The organism is Mycobacterium sp. FW102-FHT13B02, assembly GCF_058790275.1.
On record NZ_JBYTCM010000006.1, the window covers coordinates 236,462 to 255,997 of the forward strand.

General features: G+C 67.5%; 10 protein-coding genes. 5 read left to right on the forward strand and 5 right to left on the reverse strand.

The genetic code is table 11. The annotated features are described in order from the left end of the window. Positions 1-46 precede the first annotated feature (46 nt). Entirely contained in the window at positions 47-577 is a 531-nt protein-coding gene (locus tag AC3WTE_RS13335; protein WP_492438084.1) for a chorismate--pyruvate lyase family protein, read from the forward strand. Continuing rightward, the gene (locus AC3WTE_RS13340) at positions 574-9,954 is read left to right on the forward strand and encodes an SDR family NAD(P)-dependent oxidoreductase (protein WP_492438086.1); all 9,381 of its coding nucleotides are present in this window, start codon (positions 574-576) and stop codon (positions 9,952-9,954) included. The genes AC3WTE_RS13335 and AC3WTE_RS13340 overlap by 4 nt, the downstream gene beginning before the upstream one ends. Here the strand turns inward: AC3WTE_RS13340 and AC3WTE_RS13345 are convergent. The 5 genes from AC3WTE_RS13345 to AC3WTE_RS13365 are packed head-to-tail and all read right to left on the reverse strand — an operon-like array spanning position 9,948 to position 16,499. After that, the gene (locus AC3WTE_RS13345) at positions 9,948-10,847 is read right to left on the reverse strand and encodes a metal-dependent hydrolase (RefSeq protein WP_492438088.1); all 900 of its coding nucleotides are present in this window, start codon (positions 10,845-10,847) and stop codon (positions 9,948-9,950) included. The two genes, AC3WTE_RS13340 and AC3WTE_RS13345, sit on opposite strands and share 7 nt — an antisense overlap. 35 nt (positions 10,848-10,882) lie before the next feature. After that, on the reverse strand, positions 10,883-11,623 hold the full coding sequence (locus tag AC3WTE_RS13350) for a GAP family protein (RefSeq protein WP_492438090.1): 741 nt from the start codon (positions 11,621-11,623) through the stop codon (positions 10,883-10,885). Positions 11,624-11,653: 30 nt separating this feature from the next. Beyond that, positions 11,654-13,546, reverse strand: coding sequence for an AMP-binding protein (locus AC3WTE_RS13355; RefSeq protein ID WP_492438091.1), 1,893 nt, complete (start codon positions 13,544-13,546; stop codon positions 11,654-11,656). Then, positions 13,543-14,868 carry an aspartate aminotransferase family protein gene (locus tag AC3WTE_RS13360; RefSeq protein ID WP_492438093.1) on the reverse strand — a complete coding sequence of 442 codons (1,326 nt, stop codon included), beginning with the start codon at positions 14,866-14,868 and terminating at the stop codon, positions 13,543-13,545. Before AC3WTE_RS13360 ends, AC3WTE_RS13355 begins: the two co-directional genes overlap by 4 nt. Positions 14,869-14,918: 50 nt before the next feature. Then, on the reverse strand, positions 14,919-16,499 hold the full coding sequence (locus AC3WTE_RS13365) for an APC family permease (protein ID WP_492438095.1): 1,581 nt from the start codon (positions 16,497-16,499) through the stop codon (positions 14,919-14,921). A gap of 341 nt (positions 16,500-16,840) precedes the next feature. Here AC3WTE_RS13365 and AC3WTE_RS13370 point away from each other — a divergent pair, with 341 nt between their 5' ends. From AC3WTE_RS13370 to AC3WTE_RS13380, 3 genes are read left to right on the forward strand one after another with little or no spacing between them, the layout of a single operon-like run. Then, on the forward strand, positions 16,841-17,869 hold the full coding sequence (locus AC3WTE_RS13370) for a phosphotransferase enzyme family protein (protein WP_492438097.1): 1,029 nt from the start codon (positions 16,841-16,843) through the stop codon (positions 17,867-17,869). Positions 17,870-17,888: 19 nt separating this feature from the next. Beyond that, positions 17,889-18,665 (forward strand): 3-oxoacyl-ACP reductase FabG, encoded by a 777-nt coding sequence (gene fabG / locus AC3WTE_RS13375; RefSeq protein WP_492438099.1) that lies wholly within the window; start codon positions 17,889-17,891, stop codon positions 18,663-18,665. A 24-nt stretch (positions 18,666-18,689) separates the two neighbouring features. After that, entirely contained in the window at positions 18,690-19,475 is a 786-nt protein-coding gene (locus AC3WTE_RS13380) for a GntR family transcriptional regulator (protein ID WP_492438101.1), read from the forward strand. The last annotated feature ends 61 nt before the right edge of the window (positions 19,476-19,536 follow it).

The following is a 19,536-nucleotide window of genomic DNA, read 5'->3' on the forward strand; positions in this document are numbered from 1 at the left end:
CTGATGGGCAGACGCGGGCGGCACAGCCACGACGAGGAACGGCCACATGACTGAGTGCTTTCTGGCTGGTGAAGATATCCACCAGCTCAATCGGGACCTGCGGATACTGATAGCGACGAACGGCACCCTAACCCGGATTCTCGGCGTCGTCACCGACGAAGAGATCGTTGTGCAGATCATCGAGCAGCAGATTCATTCACGCGACATGGCGGCGTGGGAGCAGTTGTCGGACAGCAGAATCCTGCAGCGCCGCATCCTGCTCAACGGCCGCAGCTCAGGCCGCCGATTCGTGGGGGCCGAGTCGCTCATCGCCATCGATCTGCTGCCCGGCTCGATTACGGCAGAGTTGATGACCACGAACTCGCCCATCGGTGAAATCATGGCCGCCAGCCGCCTCGAAACGTTCAAGGAGCCGGCCGACGTCTGGATCGCGGAACCACCCGATTGGCTCGCGGCCGCCACCGGACAGACCTCGGCACCGAAACCCGTTGGCCGCCGGTACCGCATCCTCATCGGAGGACATCCCGCCATCATCGTCACCGAGTACTTCCTCGACTTCTCCCCGGAAACGTCATGACGGAGCCCGCCATGCCGAATGGAAATCTGGCAGAGCTGCTGGCCGAACGCGCGGCGCGCGCCGGATGGCGGGACCTGCCGGCCTACTACGGGCCGCACGTCGTCACCCATGGTCAAATCCACGACGGGGCAGCATGTTTGGGGACTGTGCTGCAGCGCCGCGGCCTGTCGGGTGGAGACCGCGTCCTGTTGTGCCTGCCGGATTCGCCGGAACTCGTACAGCTGATGCTGGCGTGCCTCGGGCGAGGCATCGTGGTGTTCCTGGCGAATCCCGAACTCAATCGCCGCGATCACGCATTCGCCGAACAAGACACGGAGCCCGCGCTCGTCATCACCACCGGCACTCTCCTCGACCACTTTCGACAGGCGGCCGGCGCCGAAGCCGCGGAGCTGATTTCTGAAGCCGCCGATGCCGAACCGGCCGGCTACGCGCAGGTGAGTGCCGATGCACACGCCTACGCCACCTACACCTCCGGCACGACGGGCGCACCGAAGGCCGCTCTCCATCGGCACTCCGACGTGCGGGCCTACGTCGACGCCATGTGCGACCGAGCGTTGCGGCTCACCTCCGACGACACCGGACTGTGCAGCGCCCCCATGTATTTCGCGTACGGGCTGGGGAACTCCGTCTGGTTCCCGCTCGCGACAGGCGGTTCGGCGGTCATCAATCCCCGGCCGGTGACCGCGGATGCCACGGCCGGCCTGAGCGCGACCTTCGGCGCATCGGTGCTTTACGGCGTACCAACACTTTTCGCACGCATTGTCGATATGTGCTCACCGGACTCATTCCGTTCGCTTCGCGCCGTGGTGTCGGCGGGCGAGGCGCTGGACGTCCGTCTCGCCGAGCGGATGACGGAGTTCTTCGGCGGCATCCCGATACTGGACGGCATCGGCTCGACCGAAGTCGGGCAGACCTTCGTGTCGAACACCGTCGAGAGCTGGCGGCCGGGAACCATCGGAAAAGTCCTTCCGCCCTATGAGATTCGCGTTGTCACCGCCGAGAGCACCGCCGCCGGACCCGGTGTCGAGGGCGTCCTCTGGGTGCGGGGCCCGTCGATATCGCCGGGCTACTGGAACCGTCCGGCGAGACTTCTCCGGCGAGACGGCGAGTGGCTCGACACCCGGGACCGGGTGTCCGTCGACACCGACGGGTGGGTCACGTATTGCTGCCGCACGGACGACACCGAGATCATCGGCGGCGTCAACGTCAATCCGCGCGAGATCGAGCGGCTCATCACCGAGGACGACAGAGTCGCCCACGCCGCGGTCGTCGCGGTAGCGGAATCGGTCGGCGTCTCGACCCTGCAGGCGTTTCTCATCCCTGCTGAAGATGCCGTCATCGACGACTCGGCCATCCGAGACCTCCACCAGCGGTTGCTGTTTCAGCTCTCCGCCGTGCAGGTGCCGCACAGGTTCGCCGTTGTCGAGCAGTTGCCCCGGACGCCGACCGGCAAGCTTCTCCGCACCGAACTGCGCACCGAGCGCCCGGTGCCGCCGATTTGGGACCTCCCCAGCGTCGTGCCACCGTCGGTCACGGCACCGGCCACTCCTGTCGGCGACGTGACGCTCAGCGAGCGGCTCGCCGGCCTGCGGCAGGAACAGCACCGGCTCGTGGCCGATACGGTAGGTGCTGAGGTCGCGAAGATGCTTGGGCTGCCCGGCCCGCAGACGTTGAATCGGGATCTCGCGTTTTCTGAACTCGGCTTCGACTCGAAAATGACTGTGGAACTTCGTAATCGACTGGCGGCGGTTACCGGGCTGCACCTCTCGGACACGGTGGGCTGGGACTACGGTTCGATCTCGCAACTGGCTCAGCACGTGGAAGCTCAATTGGCCTCGGGGAGCAGCCCGCTCGCGCCGGCCCCGTCAGCGCCGGTCGATGAGCCGGTGGCAATCGTGGGAATGGCGTGCCGGTTCCCCGGCGGGGTGAACACCCCACAGGGCCTGTGGGACATGGTGGCCAATGCCCGGGACGTGGTGTCGGACTTTCCGACCGATCGCGGTTGGGATGCCAAGGGTTTGTTCGACCCGGATCCCGATGCGGCGGGCAAGATCTACACGCGCTGGGGTGGTTTCCTCACGGACGCGGCCGGCTTTGATGCGGGGTTCTTCGGAATCGGGCCCAGTGAGGCGCTGGCGATGGATCCACAACAGCGGTTGATGCTGGAATGTTCGTGGGAAGCCTTGGAGCAGGCCGGGATTGACCCCACGTCGCTGCAGGGATCGGCCACCGGGGTGTTCACCGGAGTCTTCGCACAGCGATACGGCGCCGCGGGCACCGACAGGTTGGAAGGTTACGGGCTGACCGGCTCGGCGTTGAGTGTGGCCTCGGGCAGGGTGGCGTATGTGCTCGGGCTCCAGGGACCCGCGGTGTCGGTGGACACCGCGTGCTCCTCTTCGCTGGTGTCGCTGCACTGGGCCGCGCAGTCATTGCGGTCGGGGGAATGCGATCTGGCATTGGCCGGTGGCGTGACGGTGATGACGTCGCCGGAGACTTTCGTCGGGTTCAGCCGGCAGCGGGGGCTGGCTCCCGATGGCCGGTGTAAGGCCTTTGCGGGAGGCGCCGATGGGACGGCGTGGGGCGAGGGCGCCGGGGTGCTGGTGCTGGAACGGTTGTCCGATGCCCGCCGGTTGGGGCATTCGGTGTTGGCGGTGGTGCGCGGTAGTGCGGTCAACCAGGATGGCGCCTCCAACGGCCTGACCGCGCCCAACGGGCCGTCCCAGCAGCGGGTCATTCGGGCAGCACTGACCAGCGCCAGGTTGACCGCCGCCGACGTGGACGTGGTGGAGGGGCACGGCACGGGCACCACGTTGGGCGATCCCATTGAAGCGCAAGCACTTTTGGCTGCCTACGGACAAGAGCGCCCGCCTGGCCGGCCGTTGTGGGTGGGCTCGATCAAATCGAACATGGGGCATACCCAGGCCGCCGCAGGCGTGGCCGGCGTGATCAAGATGGTGCAGGCGATGCGCCATGGCCTGATGCCGGCGACGCTGCACGTGGACGTGCCCTCCCCGCGAGTCGATTGGGACCGCGGCGCGGTATCGGTGCTGACCGAGGCGCGGGCTTGGCCGCAGGATGGGCGTCCGCGGCGGGCGGGTGTGTCGTCGTTCGGGATCAGCGGCACCAATGCGCATGTGATCTTGGAGCAGGGCCCGGTCGACGAGCCGGAGACCGCCCCTGTGGCCCAGGGAGATCCGCCGGTGCTCCCATGGGTGATTTCGGGCAAGTCAGCCGAGGCGCTGACGGCACAGGCGGCCCGGTTGTCGGCCCATCTGCGCGCTGATCCGCGGCTCGAGCCGGTCGATGTGGCGTATTCGCTGGCCCTGCGTTCGACGTTCGAGCATCGAGCGGTGGTGCTGGGCGCCGATCGTCAGGCGCTCACCGCGGGACTGGCGCGGTTGGCCGCCGGCGAGCCGGACGCGGCCGTGGTGACCGGTCGCGCGGGGCCGGTGGGAAAGTCAGTGGTGGTGTTCCCCGGGCAGGGGTCCCAACAGTTCGGGATGGGCCGGCAGTTGTATGACCAATTGCCGGTGTACGCCAAGACTTTTGACGCAGTGGCCGATGAGCTGGATCGGCATCTGCGGTTGCCGCTACGCCAGGTGCTCTGGGATTCCGACAGCGGTCTGCTCGATCTGACGGAATTCGCGCAGCCGGCGCTGTTCGCCGTGGAGGTCGCGTCGTTCGCGGTGCTGCGGAGCTGGGGTGTGACGCCGGACTTCGTCATGGGGCATTCGGTGGGCGAGTTTTCGGCAGCGTACGTCGCCGGAGCGTTGACGCTGCCCGACGCCGCGCTCCTGGTGGCGACGCGGGGACGTCTGATGCAGGCTCTGCCCTCAGGTGGCGCGATGACTGCGGTGAGCGCCGCTGCAGACGACGTGGCGCCGCTGTTGGCAGAGGGAGCGGCGATCGCGGCGATCAATGCTCCCGAGTCGGTGGTGATCTCGGGTGTGCGGAGCGCCGTGACCGCAACCGCGCAGCGGCTGGCCGCCCAGGGCCGCCGGGTGCACCCGCTCGCGGTCTCGCATGCATTCCACTCACCGTTGATGGAACCGATGCTCGACGAGTTCGCGCGGGTTGCCGCCGGGGTCCAGGTGCGGGAGCCCCAGATTGCGCTGGTCTCGAATGTGACGGCGCAGCCGGTGGACGCCGACGGTGGCTTCGGCTCGGCGCAGTACTGGGTAGAGCACATTCGCCGGCCCGTTCGTTTCGCCGACAGCGTCCGGAATCTGCAGGCACATGGAGTCACCCACTTCGTCGAGGTCGGTCCCGGTAGCGGCCTGACTGCGTCCATCGAACAGTCGTTGTCACCGGCCGAGCCGGTCGTGGTGTCGCTACTCGGCAAAGGTCGCCCGGAGTTGGATGCACTGATGAGCGGCGCCGCCCGGCTGTTCACCACCGGTATGGCAGTGCAGTGGCCGGCGGCTCTCGCCGGATCGGGTGGACGCCGGATCGAATTGCCTACCTACGCATTTCAGCGGCGCCGCTTCTGGTCGGTACCGGCCGCCACCGGCCCTGGGGACACCGCCGATCTGGGTCTGGGTGACGCACACCATCCGTTGCTGAGCGTGGTCGTCGAGCGGCCTGACTCCGGCGGAGTGGTCCTGACCGGTCGGCTGTCGCCGGCGGATCAACCATGGCTGGCCGATCACATGGTGGGCGGTGTGATCCTGTTTCCCGGGACCGGTTTTGTGGAGCTGGCCATCCGGGCCGCCGATGAGGTGGGTTGCGGAGCCATCGAGGAGTTGGTGCTGGCCGCGCCGCTGGTCCTGGACGAAGACGCCGGGGCCCGGCTTCAGGTGGTGGTGGGCGCCGCCGCGGAGACGGGGAGCCGCCCGGTCTCGGTGTACTCACGTCGCGACGAATCCGAGGCGGAGTGGTTGCTGCACGCTGAGGGCACCCTGATGGTCACTGCCGTGGAGCCTTCGGCGGACCTGTCGGTGTGGCCGCCGCCCGGGGCGGAGCGCGTAGACATCACCGACGGCTACGCGCGGCTGGCGGAGCGCGGATACGGGTACGGACCGGCGTTCCAAGGATTGGTCGCGATCTGGCGACGCGGCACCGACCTCTTCGCCGAAGTCGCCGCACCCGCCGAGATCGGAATGCCGGGCGATGAGATGGGAATCCATCCAGCTGTCTTGGATGCGGTGCTGCACGTCATGGGACTGGCCATCGACACCACGCAGACGGTGCTGCCGTTTTCGTGGCGCGGGGTGTCACTGCATGCCGGCGGTGCCGGGCGGGTACGGGCCCGCATCACGGCACTGGGACACGACGAGATATCTGTGGAAGTGGCCGACAGTGCCGGTTCGCCGGTGCTGACGGTGCGCTCGCTGGTCACCCGTCCGATGAGCGCCGGCCGATTGCCCACCGCTGCCGGTGGCCCCGATCACGGGCCACTGGAAGTGATCTGGACTCCGATATCGTTGGACCACAACACTATTGATGGCGCTCTGCCGCATGCGACGCGGTCCTGGGCAGACTTCCGGTCCGGTGCTGCGGCAGACCACGACGCGGTGGTGGTGTGGGAGTGCGAGTCTGGCCGTGACGACGTGGTGGGCGCAGTGCATGACGCCACCCGCGCCGCCCTCGAGGTGCTGCAGCACTGGTTGGCCGAGGACCGGGCCGGCACGCTGGTGGTCTCGACCCGCGGCGCGGTGGGATTGCCCGGGACGGATGTCAGCGATCTGGCGGCCGCGGCGGTGTGGGGTCTGGTGCGTTCGGCGCAGGCCGAGAACCCGGGCCGGATCGTGCTGCTCGACTCGGACGCGACGCTGGATGTGGCCGCGCTGGTCGCTGCCGGCGAGCCACAATTGCTGGTGCGGGCCGGCAAGGTGCACGCCGCCCGGTTGGCCTCTGCCCCTGCACTTTTGGCGCCACCGTCAGGTGAATCGGCGTGGCAGCTCGCGGTCGGCAGCGGCGGAACGCTGGAAAATCTGGTGATCCGGCCCTGCCCCGAGGCCGAAGCACCGCTGCAAGCCGGCCAGGTCCGGGTGGCAGTGGCGGCGGTCGGGGTCAACTTCCGCGACGTGATGGCGGCGTTGGGCATGTATCCCGGCCATGCCCCGGTGCTGGGTGCAGAGGGCGCCGGAGTAGTGGTCGAGACCGGTCCCGGCGCCACCGGCGTCGCAGTCGGCGACGCCGTGATGGGGGTGCTGGCCGGCACGGGCCCGGTGGCGGTGGTCGACGGGCAGTTGCTGACGACGGTGCCGCAGGGCTGGTCGCTCGAGCAGGCCGCGGGCGCGCCGGTGGCGTTCCTGACCGCCCTGTACGCGTTGACGGATTTGGCCGGGGTCTGTGCCGGGGAGTCGGTGCTCGTGCACGCGGGGACGGGCGGGGTGGGCATGGCTGCCGTGCAACTGGCTCGCCACTTCGGGGCGGAAGTCTTTGTCACCGCGAGCCCTGGCAAGTGGACCACGTTGCGCGCCATGGGTTTTGACGAAGACCACATCGGCGATTCCCGCTCGGTCGACTTCGAGGCCAGATTCCTGGCCACCACCGGCGGCCGCGGAGTCGACGTGGTGCTGGACTCGTTGGCCGGTGAGTTCGTCGATGCGTCACTGCGGTTGTTGGTCCGCGGTGGGCGTTTCATCGAGATGGGCAAGACCGACATCCGCGACGCGGAAGCGGTTGCCGCAACCCATCCCGGTGTTCGGTACCAGGCGTTCGACCTCTCCGAGGCCGGACCACAGCGGCTGCAGGCAATGCTGTGCGAGTTGACGAAGCTCTTCGAAACCGGGCAACTGCAGCCGCTTCCTGTCACCACGTGGGACGTCCGCTGCGCAGTGGAGGCCTACCGGTTCATCAGTCAGGCGCGCCATATCGGCAAGGTGGTCTTGACCATGCCGACAGCGCTGGCTGATCGGCTCGGCGACGGCACGGTGCTGATCACCGGTGCCACCGGATTGGTCGGCGCACACCTGGCCCGCCATCTGGTCCGCGCCTACGGGGTCCGCCACCTGGTACTGGCTAGTCGACGCGGCGACCGTGCCGACGGGGTCGCCGCGCTGGCCGCCGAATTGGCACAGGCCGGCACCGAAGTGCACGTGCTGGCCTGCGACGTGGCTGATATGGCCGCGGTCGCAGCGCTGGTGGCGCACGTGGCACAGCGCTGCCCGCCATTGCGTGGAGTGATCCATGCCGCCGGGGTGCTCGACGACGCGGTGATCGCGTCACTGACCCCCGACAGGCTCACGACAGTGCTGCGCGCCAAGGTCGACGCGGCATGGAACCTCCACGTAGCCACCCGTGAGCTGGATTTGTCGATGTTCGTGCTGTGTTCCTCGATCGCCGGCACCGTGGGTGCACCGGGTCAGGGCAACTACGCAGCAGCGAATGCGTTCTTGGACGGTTTCGCCGCGCACCGGAAAGCCCTGGGATTGCCCGGCACGTCCCTGGCGTGGGGGCTGTGGGAGCAGCCCAGCGGTATGACGGCTCATCTGAACGATCGGGACCTGGCTCGGATCAGCAGTAGCGGGCTCGTTCCGATGAACCCCGGGCAGGCCCTGACGTTGTTCGACGACGCGCTGACGATCGGTCACCCCAGCGCGGTGACGGCGCTCCTGAACCGGACAGCGCTCAATGCCAAGGCGCGCAGCGGTGGTCTGCCGGTGTTGTTCAGCGGGCTGGTGCGCAGCCCGCGGCGGCGGTTGACCACCAACCCCACCAATCCCACCGATGCCGGCGGGTCGACGTCGGCGCTGACCCAGCGCCTGAAGGCGTTGTCCCGGGGCGAACAACACGAGCTGCTGACCGCGCTGGTGTGTTCGCACGCGGCGGCGGTCCAGGGCCACCCCACGTCCGAGGACATTGACCGCGATGCCGCGTTCGAGGATTTGGGGTTTGACTCGCTGACGGCGGTCGAACTACGCAACCGCCTCAAAACCGCGACCGGGCTGGCTCTGCCGCCGACCCTGATCTTCGACCATCCGAGCCCCCGGGCGCTCGCCGATCACCTTGCCGGATCGCTCACCGAGACCCCTGCTCCGACGGCGCCGGCGGTGGCGCACGTCGGCCCGGGTGCCGGTGCCCCGGTGGACGACCGGCTCGCCTACCTGGACCAGACCGCGTTCCTCGCACTTCGCGCGAGTCACGGCACGATCCTGCAGATGACCTGGATCTACGACCGGGCCGTCGACGTCGATGCGTTGCGGCGGTTTCACCGCAATCTCGGATCGGGATTGCTGGGCCGCAGAATCGAGCGGTCGTCGCTGCCGTTCGCGCGGGATCGCTGGGTCTTGCCTCCGGCGTCGCAGGACATCGATTTCGCCACCACGCCGCGGCCGCGCGCTGCGGTGAGCGCGTGGTCCGACGAACGCGTCCGGTTGCCCCTCGATCCCGAGCAGGGCCCCGGATGGCATCTCGGTGTGCTGCCGCTCGAGGGTGGTGCGACGGCTGTCAGTCTCGTGGCTTCGCATCTCATCGTCGACGCCATCGCCTTCGGGCAGGCGGTCGCCGACGCTGTCGAGGGCAAGACACCCGACCTGGGTTATCTGCCCGCGGGAGCACGCCCGCGCGGCCGCGCACTGCGTGAGGATCTGCGGCAGACGGTCAAGGATCTGCCCGACATGGCACGCGCCGTGGCCGCCGTGGCTCGAATGGCCCGACGCGAACGGGGCGAACGGGGCGAACTCGGCACGCCCGCCAAAGCGGCACCGGCTGCCTCGAGCAGGACCGATGCCGATCAGACCGTCGACGTACCAGGACTCACCGCACAGATCGACCTGAACGAGTGGGACGCTCGCGCGAAAAGCCTTGGTGGCAGTAGTAACTCGCTCATAGCCGGTATCGCGTGCCGACTCGCGGTGGCCACCGGGCGCGTCCAGGGGGACGGTACGGTCACCCTACGGTTCGTGCTGTCGCGCCGGACCGACGGCGATACCCGCGCCAACGCGCTGACGAGCGCCGACGTCGTGGTCGACCCGACGCATGTGGCCAAGGACCTCGGCGACATCCGCGCGAAGATCACCCGCGCCACCCTGGAGACCATCGAGAATCCCGACGACGAGTCGCTGGCGCCGACCGCACTGGCGGCGATCACGCCGAAGTGGGCGGTCCGGAAAATCGCCGCGATGGCAGCAGGCGGCACCATCCTTCCGGTCACGTGCTCCAACGTCGGCGACGTGCCGCCGGCGGTGAACCGGCCCGACGGCACCGATGCCGCCTACCTGTCCATGCGATCGGTCGAGCCCGACATCACGAAGGGCTTGCTGGAGGCCATGGGCGGGCAGATGTTCCTGTCCTCGGGCCGGGCGGCCGGGAAGATGTCGATCAGGATCTCTGCGTATCTTCCAGGGCGGCCCAACACCCGAGATGAGCTGCGGGGCATCGTATCCGGCACCCTCGCGGAGTTCGGCCTGAAGGCGCAGCTCGACTACTGACCCGCGGCTTCGGCCCGTTCCCGCGCGGCCCGCGCCACCGGTGAATACGCCAGGTAATCCAGCGCCATCTGCGTCGATGCCTCGGTGTTGGGGTGATAGCCGGGCCGGATGTAGCGCAACGGCACCGTCACCATGAGCAGCCACGGACCCGGCACCCGGTACTGCCTGGAGGCCCGCAACCAGTCGCGCCAGCGTGGCTTCGCCGAGATGGTCGGGTCGGTATCCATCAGGTACCGCAGGCCCCGGTACCAGGTGAACAGGAAGCCGGGCGCGGTCAGCAGCATGGTCAACGCCCGCATGACGTAGTTGCCGCACAGATACTGGTAGATGTCGAACACCAGCGCCCGGTGCTCGATTTCCTCCGCGCCATGCCAGCGCAGCAGGTCGAGCATCGTCGGATCGGCGCCCGCGTAGTCGAGGCCGCGGTTCTGGATGGTCCACTGGCCCAGTGCCGCGTTGAAGGGTTCCAATGCCGCGGCAACCGCCAGGCGCTGGTACAGCGACCAGCGCTGCAGTGCCCGCGGCAATCGCGACTGCTTGTCACCCACCGCGGGCAGTTCCTCTTCCATCGTGCCGGTGAACGGCGTGGTGTCGATGCCCTGCTGCGCCAGATGCTGAAGAACCATCTGGTGCGCCTGGGCGTGCCAGCCCTCCTGCTGCACGAACGGCTTTATCGCGGCTTTCATCTCGGGATCGTCCACGAGCGGTTCCGCCTCGTTGACGACCTGAATGAACCAACGCTCGCCTGCCGGCAACATCAGATGCAACACGTTCAGCATGTGCGTGGAGAACGGATCTCCGGGAACCCAGTGCAGCGGGGTATCCGACCAGTCGAAGCGAACTTTTCTGCGCTGTGTCGGGTACCCGTCGTGGTGGACCTCGTGATCAGTCATCCCCACTCTTTTCCCAGTTGGAGCCGGGTTCAACCCTACGCCAACAGGCCGGCGCCCTGGGCCACGAACGCCAGGCCGACGAGCGTCACGATGGCCACCACGATCTGCTGCCGGTAGCCGCGCACCCAGTCGTGCACATTCCGCAGCGCCGCTTGGGTTTTCGTCGGGGTGACGACGTTGCAGAGCAGCACCACCTCAACCACGGCGAGGCTCACCACGATGAATACCATCGCGACGCCGAGCTGCGTGCCGATCGCGGCACCCGACGCCAGGATGGTCGTGAGGGCGAACAGCACCAGTGACGGGTTGGGGCCGGCCCAGAAACCGATCACGGCGGCGACCCACAGCGCCCCGCTCTCCCAGGCTCTTTGCGCGCGTCCCAGCAATCCGCCCCGCGGCGGCGCGTCCGGGTCCCGCTGCAACAACTTCGAAATGGGTGAGACGTCCGCATCCGGCGTGCGCCGGCGGGTCACCAACCGCACTGCCGTCACCGCCGCGATGGTCAGCAGCAGCACGCCGACGACCACCTGGATGTGCCGCATGGTCGCGCTGGCGGTGGTCCGCGGGTTGGCCAGATCGTGCACCCACGCAAGATCGGTGAAGTGCAGCGCCAGCAGCGGGAGCAACAGCAGCATGACGCTCGCGGTCACACAGCCGACCCAGTAGACCAGCAGGTTCTGCGCCGGGCGCGGCCGCGAGATCAGCAACAAATTGACGCCGAGGCGCACCGGATCGAACGCGATAGGCAGCGCCAGTACCGCCACAGAACCCCACATTGCCGCCAACTTACCCGGCGTCGCCGGGCGCTAGCTCGGCCGCAGCACCGGGATCAGCGCGTCGATCACCGAGCTGTCCTCGATGGTCGACGGGACGACGTAGTCGGCTCCTTCGGCGATCTGCCGCATGGTCTTTCGCAGGATCTTCCCCGACCGGGTCTTGGGCAGGGCGCCCACGACCGTGACATCACGGAAGGTGGCGACGGCGCCGATCTGATCCCGGACCATCCCCGCGAGTTCCTGCTGCAGCACGTCAGGGTCGACGGACTGCCCTGATTTCAATACGACGTAGCCACTGGGGCGTTGTCCCTTGAGGTCGTCGTGGATGCCGATGACGGCGCACTCGGCAATGGCCCGGTGCCCGGCGATGACCGCCTCGATGCTCCCGGTCGAAAGCCGATGGCCCGCAACGTTGATCACGTCGTCGGTGCGCCCCAGCACCGTCAGGTATCCGTCGTCGTCGACGTAACCGAAGTCGCCCGTCAGGTAGTAACCGGGGAACGCGGACAGGTAGGACCGCACGAATCCCGTATCGTTCTGCCACAGCCCGGCCAGGGTGCCCGGCGGCAGCGGCAGCTTGATGACGATGTTGCCTTCGATTCCGGCCGCGACGGGGTTGCCGGAGGCGTCGACGATGTCGACGCGGTAGCCGGGCACGGGGACGGTCGGCGAGCCGGCTTTGATGGCCATCGGTTCGAGCCCGCGCAGGTTGGCACAGATGGCCCAACCGGTTTCGGTCTGCCACCAGTGGTCGACCACGGGGCGCTGCAGGACGGTCGACGCCCACTCGTAGGTGTCGGGGTCCAGCCGTTCACCGGCGACGAAGAGGTTGCGCAGCGTCGAAATGTCATGTCCGGCAAGCATTGCCGCGTTCGGGTCGGCCTTGCGGATGGCGCGCAGCGCGGTCGGTGCGGTGAACAGCGCGTCGACCTTGTGCTGTTCGATGACCCGCCAGAAGGCACCGGCGTCGGGGGTGCCCACGGGCTTGCCTTCGTAGAGCACTGTGGTGGCACCGGCGATCAGTGGACCGTAGACGATGTACGAGCTGCCGACGACCCATCCGATGTCCGAGGCGGTCCACATCACCTGGCCGGCGCTGATGTCATAGACGTTCTTCATGGACCAGGACAGCGCGACGGCATGCCCACCGTTGTCACGCACGACGCCCTTCGGCTTACCGGTGGTGCCCGAGGTGTAGAGGATGTACAGGGGGTCGGTGGCGGCCACGGGTACGGCGGCGACGGGTTCGGCAGCCGCCACCAGCTCATCCCAGTCCAGATAGCCCGGATAATCGGTGGCGTCGCCGGCGATCTCGCCGCGGTTCTTGACGATCACCGTGGCCGGCGCGGCGCTGGTCAGCGTCAGTGCTTTGGCGACGGCGGACAGGTACTCGACGGTGCGTCCCGGCTCCAGACCACCCGAGGCGGTCAGCAGGGCCACCGGCTGGGCGTCGTCGATGCGCGCGGCAAGCTCATTGGCCGCGAACCCGCCGAAGACCACCGAGTGCACGGCGCCGATTCGGGCGCACGCCAGCATCGCGATGACCGCTTCGGGGATCATCGGCAGATAGATCACCACGCGGTCACCCTTGGTGACCCCTTGTGCGGCAAGCACTCCGGCGAAGCCCGCCACGCGATCGAGGAGTTCGGCGTAGGTGAAGGACTGTTGCACACCGACCATCGCCGAGTCATAGATCAGCGCGGTGCGGTCCCCGTTGCCGGCCTCGACATGCCGGTCGAGGGCGTTGTAGCAGGTGTTGAGCTGCCCGTCGGGAAACCAGCGGTAGTGCGGCGCCGATGAAACGTCTGCATCGTCCAGGGCGCGGGTCGGCGGGACGGTCCAGTCGATGGCCTGCGCGGCCGTCAGCCAGAACTCGTCGGGCCGCTGGGCCGCGGCGTCGAACGCTTCGCGATAAGCGCTCACGCGAGCTCCTTGACGACGGCCGCGAACACCGTCATGAACCAGTCCAGGTCGGACATCGAGAACACCAGAGGAGGACGCACTTTGAGAATGTTGCCATGTCCGCCGCAGACGGAGATCAGAACGCGGTTATCCCGCATCATGTCGACGACGCGCTGGGCGGCGGCCCTGTCGTGCTCCTTGGTCGTCGGATCGGTGACGATCTCGATTCCGGTGTACAGCCCGGTGCCACGGATGTCGCCGAGGAACGGGTAGTCCTTGGCCAAGGTGCGGAGCTCAGATCGCCATTGATCGCCCACGGCGACGGCATGTTCGGCGAGCCCGTCGCCCACGATGACGTCCAGGACGGCCTGCGCGGCCGCCATCGACACCGGGTTTCCGCCGAAGGTGTTGAAATACGGGGTTTCCCGCGCGAAGGCGTCGAGAATCTCCGGGCGAGCGGCCATCGCGGCAACCGGGATGCCGTTGCCCATGGGCTTGCCCATGGTCACCAGATCGGGTACGACGCCGTGCCGCTGGAATCCCCACATCGCCTCGCCGGTACGGGAGAAGCCCGGCTGGACCTCGTCGGCGATGAACACGCCGCCGGCACGGTGCACCACCTCGACCGCCGGCCCCAGCACCGACGGGTCGACGTAGATGCCGTCGGACGAGAAGATCGAATCCAGCAGCAGCGCACTGAATTTGTGCCCGTGCCGTTCGAGATCGGCGATCGCGGCGCTGACCTGGTCGGCGAACCAGCGGCCCAGTTGCGCCGGATCGATGCGGTAGGAGTCCGGCGCGGGCACCGTGCGGACGTTGGTGCCCAGCGGCACCCCGACGCCCAGCGAGGGCGACATCGCCGAGATCAGCGCGCTGTTGCCGTGGTAGGCCTCCTCGGTGACGATGACCCCGGTACCACCGCTGTACTGCTCGGCAACCCGCACGGCGAGGTCGTTGGCCTCAGATCCCGTGCAGGTGTACATGATCGACGAGATCTCGGCTGGGAACGTCGCGAGCAGCTGCTCGGAGTAGTCGAGGATGCCGCCGTGCAGATAGCGGGTGTGGGTGTTCAGCTCCGCCATCTGGCGCGTCACGGCCTCGACGACGCGGGGGTTGCAGTGCCCGACGCTCGCCACGTTGTTGTAGGCATCGAGGTACTTGTTGCCCTCGGCATCAAATAAGTGCGCACCACTGCCCCTCACCAGGTGGACGGGCCGGTTGTAGAAGAGCCGGTAGGACGGGCCCAGCGTCGATCGCCGCTTTTCGACCATGGCATCGGTGGTGGGGTCGAGTTCTCCCCCGCCGGTATAGCTGTTGGAGTCCATGATTGTGGAGAAAGCCATCTTTGTTGTCCTTGCGATAGAAGCGATCGACGCTGGGTCCGGGCGGGTTATCAGCGTTCGTCGTCGAGTACGACGCGGCCCAGCCGTTCGTAGCGCTGCGGCGACCGGGCCCGCAGCACGAGGGCCACGACGATGCCGGCGAGGCCGGTACCACCGACGATCCAGGGAATCGAGGCGAACACGATGTCGTCCTTCGCCGTACCCGCCGCGAACGAGGCGTTCTTGATCAGCAGGTAGATGACGTAGAGCATGCCGATGCCGCCGAGCCCGGGGGCAACCAAGGTGCGGAACCAGTGCGCGGTCTCCGGATGTTGCTTGCGCACATGGAAATACGAGACGACGGAGAACGCGGCCAAGGCCTGCACGATCAGAATGGCCGCGGTGCCCAGCAGCGCGATGACGCCATACAGGTCACCGTAGGGATCGCGGCCGGTGCCCGCGAACCACAGCACGATCACCAAGGCGGCTGCGCTCTGGACGAAGCCGGCGACATGCGGGGAACCGTGGACGCTGTGTGACCGACCGACCGTCTTCGCGGTGCCCGGCAGCACGTCTTCGCGGCCGATCGCGTAGATGTAGCGGGCTGCGCAGTTGTGGAAAGCCATGCCACACGCGTAAGAGCCGGTGGTCAACAGAATCTGGAACAACGTCACGGCCCAGCCGCCGAGATGGTCGCGCACCGGAATCATGAAGATCTCGCTGGCGGTGTTCGTATTCTGCGCCAGGGCAATGGATTTGGTGGGACCAGTGCCCACGATCGCCAGCCACGACACCACGACGTAGAAGGCGCCGATGCCCAGCACCGACGACATGATGGCGATGGGGATGATCTTCTTCGGGTTCTTGGACTCTTCGCCGTACATGGCGCTGGATTCGAAACCGACCCAAGACCAGAAAGCGAAGAACAAGCCGACGCCGGCGGAGCCCACGGCGACGACGGTGCCGCCACCGCTCAGATTCGGGACGACGGCGTCCAGTCCCTTCAGCCCGTTGACCGGGTTGAGCGATCCGAACGACCAGCCCTCCGGGCCGCCGCCGGTGACGACGACCGAGCCGGCCATCAAAGTCAGCATGACGATCTCGGTAATCAACAGCACGCCAAGCACTTTCGCTGCCAGGTTGACGTCGAAGTAGGTCAGGACCGCGTTCACCACGATCATCACCACCGCGAACAACACCCACGGCAGATGCACGTTGAACAGTGAGACGAACAGATCTCTGGAGAAGAACGAGAAGATGCCGACCAGTGCGGCTTCGAACACCATGTAGGCCATCGCGGTCAGGAACCCGGCCGACAGTCCGACGACCCTGCCGAGACCGTGGGAGATGTAGCCGTAGAACGCTCCGGTTGCGGTGATGTGCTTCGACATCGCCGCATAGCCGACGGCGAAGAGCCCCAGCACGATGGTGGCGATGAGGTAGCCCGCAGGAGCGGCGGCGCCGTTGCCGGACCCGACGGCGATGGGCACATTGCCGACCATCGCAGTGATCGGAGCCGCGGTGGCCACCGCCATGAACAGCACACCGATCAAGCCGACGGCGTTGGGCTTGAGCCGCTGCACACCGGGGCCGCTGCCGGGCGGCACCGAAGTCGGTGGGGCGGTTCGTGGGTAATCGTCGATCTCACTCATGGGTGCTAACCGATCCGATCTGATGGGAGATGGGCCCGGCCGACGGTGGCCGGTTTTTGATTTATTTGGTCTGCTCTATCGAGCAGTGGTTGAGCTATTCATTGGACCAATGGACCCCCAGGCCATCGGCACAGCGCTATTGCTACCAGACCGGTCCGATCGGGTCAATACCTTCACTACCTGCGCACTCGTGACGGAACCGCCGTCGCGCTCCCAGCATTTCCACAGCGTAAAACCGGTGTTACCAATTTTCAGATTTGGTTCACTTTCGTTCCGACATGGGGTACAACAGACCAGACCAAAACGTGACCGTGCCCACACCGCAGTTCAGGAGAGCCACAATGAGCGACATGGCCCGCGACCTAGCCCTAGCCGACTACGAACGCTTCGCCCGCGTCGCGCTGCCGCATTACCAGCTCGAGTCGGCGACCGTGACGCTCTTGAGCTACTCGGAGAACGGCACCTTCCTGGTGGAATCGGAGACCGGGCGCCACGTCCTGCGCGTGCACCGGCCCGGCTACCACTCGCTGGCGGCCATCGAATCCGAACTCGACTGGATGGAGAGCCTGCGGTCCGACTCCGCCATCACGACGCCTCAGGTGATTCCCGCTCCCGACGGCCGGCGCGTGGTGGAGGCCCGGATTGGCGACGACGTCTGCCTGGTCGACATGTTCACCTTCGTCGAGGGCACCATCGCCGAGGACGACGCCTCGGACATCAGCTTCAGTGAGCTGGGCGCCATCACCGCGACGCTCCACGAGCACGTCCAGCGCTGGCAGCGACCCGAGACCTTCACGCGGTTCCGCTGGGATCTGGACACGATGCTCGGCGCCGCCGGTCGCTGGGGCAACTGGCGTGATGCCCCGGCGCTCAGCGCCGCGGACGCCGCCATCATCGAAGAGGCCGAACGCAAGGTCATCGAGCGGCTCACCGAGTACGGCATGGGGCCCGATCGCTTCGGGCTGGTCCATGCCGACCTGCGGATGTCGAATCTGATGGTCCACGACGGCAAGATCACCGTCATCGACTTCGACGACTGCGGCTGGTCCTGGTACCTCGCCGATCTCGGTGCCGTGGTGTCGTTCATCGAGGACACCCCCGACGCCGCGCGCATCATCGACGAATGGCTCGCCGGCTACCGCAGTGTCCGGGACATCCCCGCCGCCGACCTCGCCGAGATCCCCACGTTCGTCATGCTGCGCCGGCTGATGCTGACGGCCTGGATCGGCAGCCATCCAGAATCGGGACCGGCACAGACACTCGGGCATCGATACGCCGCTGGCACTGCACAATTGGCACAGGCCTACCTCACCGACCCGTCGTGGTTCCGGGTAGAGGTTCCTGCCGCCGCTCCGACCCTCACCCACTGACCGACAGGACACGCGCCTCATGTTCAATCTCGCCGACAAGAACGTCGTCGTCACCGGAGCCACCAAGGGCATCGGTTACGGCATCGCCGCCGTCTTCGCCACCGCGGGCGCCAACGTCGCCGTCGCGGCCCGGTCGCTGCACGACCTTGAAACCGCGGTCGCCGGCCTCGACGGGCTCGGGCCCGGCAAGGTCATCGGCGTCTCCGTCGACGTCGCCGATCCTCGGTCCTGTCAGGCCATGGCCGAGGCCGCCGTCGATGCCTTCGGCGGTATCGACGTGCTGTGTGCCAACGCCGGCATCTTCCCCGAGGCACCCCTGGCAACCATGACGCCCGACGACCTGTCCACAGTGCTCGACGTCAACGTCAAGGGCACCGTCTACAGCGTGCAGGCCTGCCTCGAGGCGCTGACGCGCAGCGGCGCCGGACGCATCGTCATCACGTCGTCGATCACCGGTCCGATCACCGGCTTCCCCGGCTGGTCGCACTACGGGGCCTCCAAGGCCGCCCAGCTGGGCTTCATGCGCACGGCCGCAATCGAACTCGCGGCCAAGCGAATCACCGTCAACGCCATCCTGCCCGGGAACATCCTCACCGAGGGACTGCAGGAGATGGGCGAGGACTACATCGCCGGCATGGCGCGCTCCATCCCGGCCGGGACGCTGGGCACTCCCGAAGACATCGGCCACCTCGCCGCCTTCCTGGCCACCGACGAGGCCCGCTATCTCACCGGGCAGGCCATCGTCGTCGACGGCGGGCAAATCCTCCCCGAATCCCTGGACGCTCTCGCCGGGTGACGGTAGGTCGGTACGGTGAACCACATGGACGAGTCCGAGGGCGGCCCGGTAGCCGAGGATGTGCGGCGCCGCATCGTCAGCATGCTCGACGCCGGCACGCTTCGCCCGGGTGACCGCCTCGGCTCCGAACGCGAGATGGCCGAGCAGTTCGCAGTGTCCCGTGCAACGCTGCGCAGTGCCCTGGTGCCGCTGAGCCGCGCCGGGATCCTCGAGCGACGCAGCGGGCGCGCGGGCGGCACGTTCATCAAGACCGTGCTCGTGGAACGCAACGTCGCCGAGCTGTCCGGCCTGCCGAACCGGCTCAGGCAGGGCGGGCACTCCACCACGCGCAGCCGCGTGCTCTCCACGGCCCTGCGCGGCGCCACCGCCATCGAGGCACAGCGCCTGGGGGTCGAGCCGGACACCGAGCTCGTCGTCGTGCAGCGGCTGCGCTACGCCGACGGCTTCCCGCTGTCGGTCGACTGCGCGCACTTCCCCGCCGACCGGGTGCCCGACCTGCTGGAGCAGCCTCTCGGCGGCTCGCTGTACGACATTCTCGCCGTCCGCTACGACCTCAGACCCGTGACGTCGGTCGAGAGCATCGAGGTCGTCAGCGCCAACCCCCGGGAAGCCGCCTGGCTCGAAATCCCCACGCGCACCCCCCTGCTGGCAATGACGCGCGTCGCCTCCGATGCCACCGGCCGGCCCTTCGAATACTCCGAAGACCTGTTCCGCGCCGACCGCGTCCGGCTTGTCGCCAAGACCTCCGCGCTGACCGAGCGGGAAAGTCTGGGTACCGACGGCCGCGTCGAGCTCACCGTCACGGCGTAAGCCGCCGGGTGGCCGGTCACCGCGCAGAAATCACAGAAACGCGACGTCTCATAACTGGCCG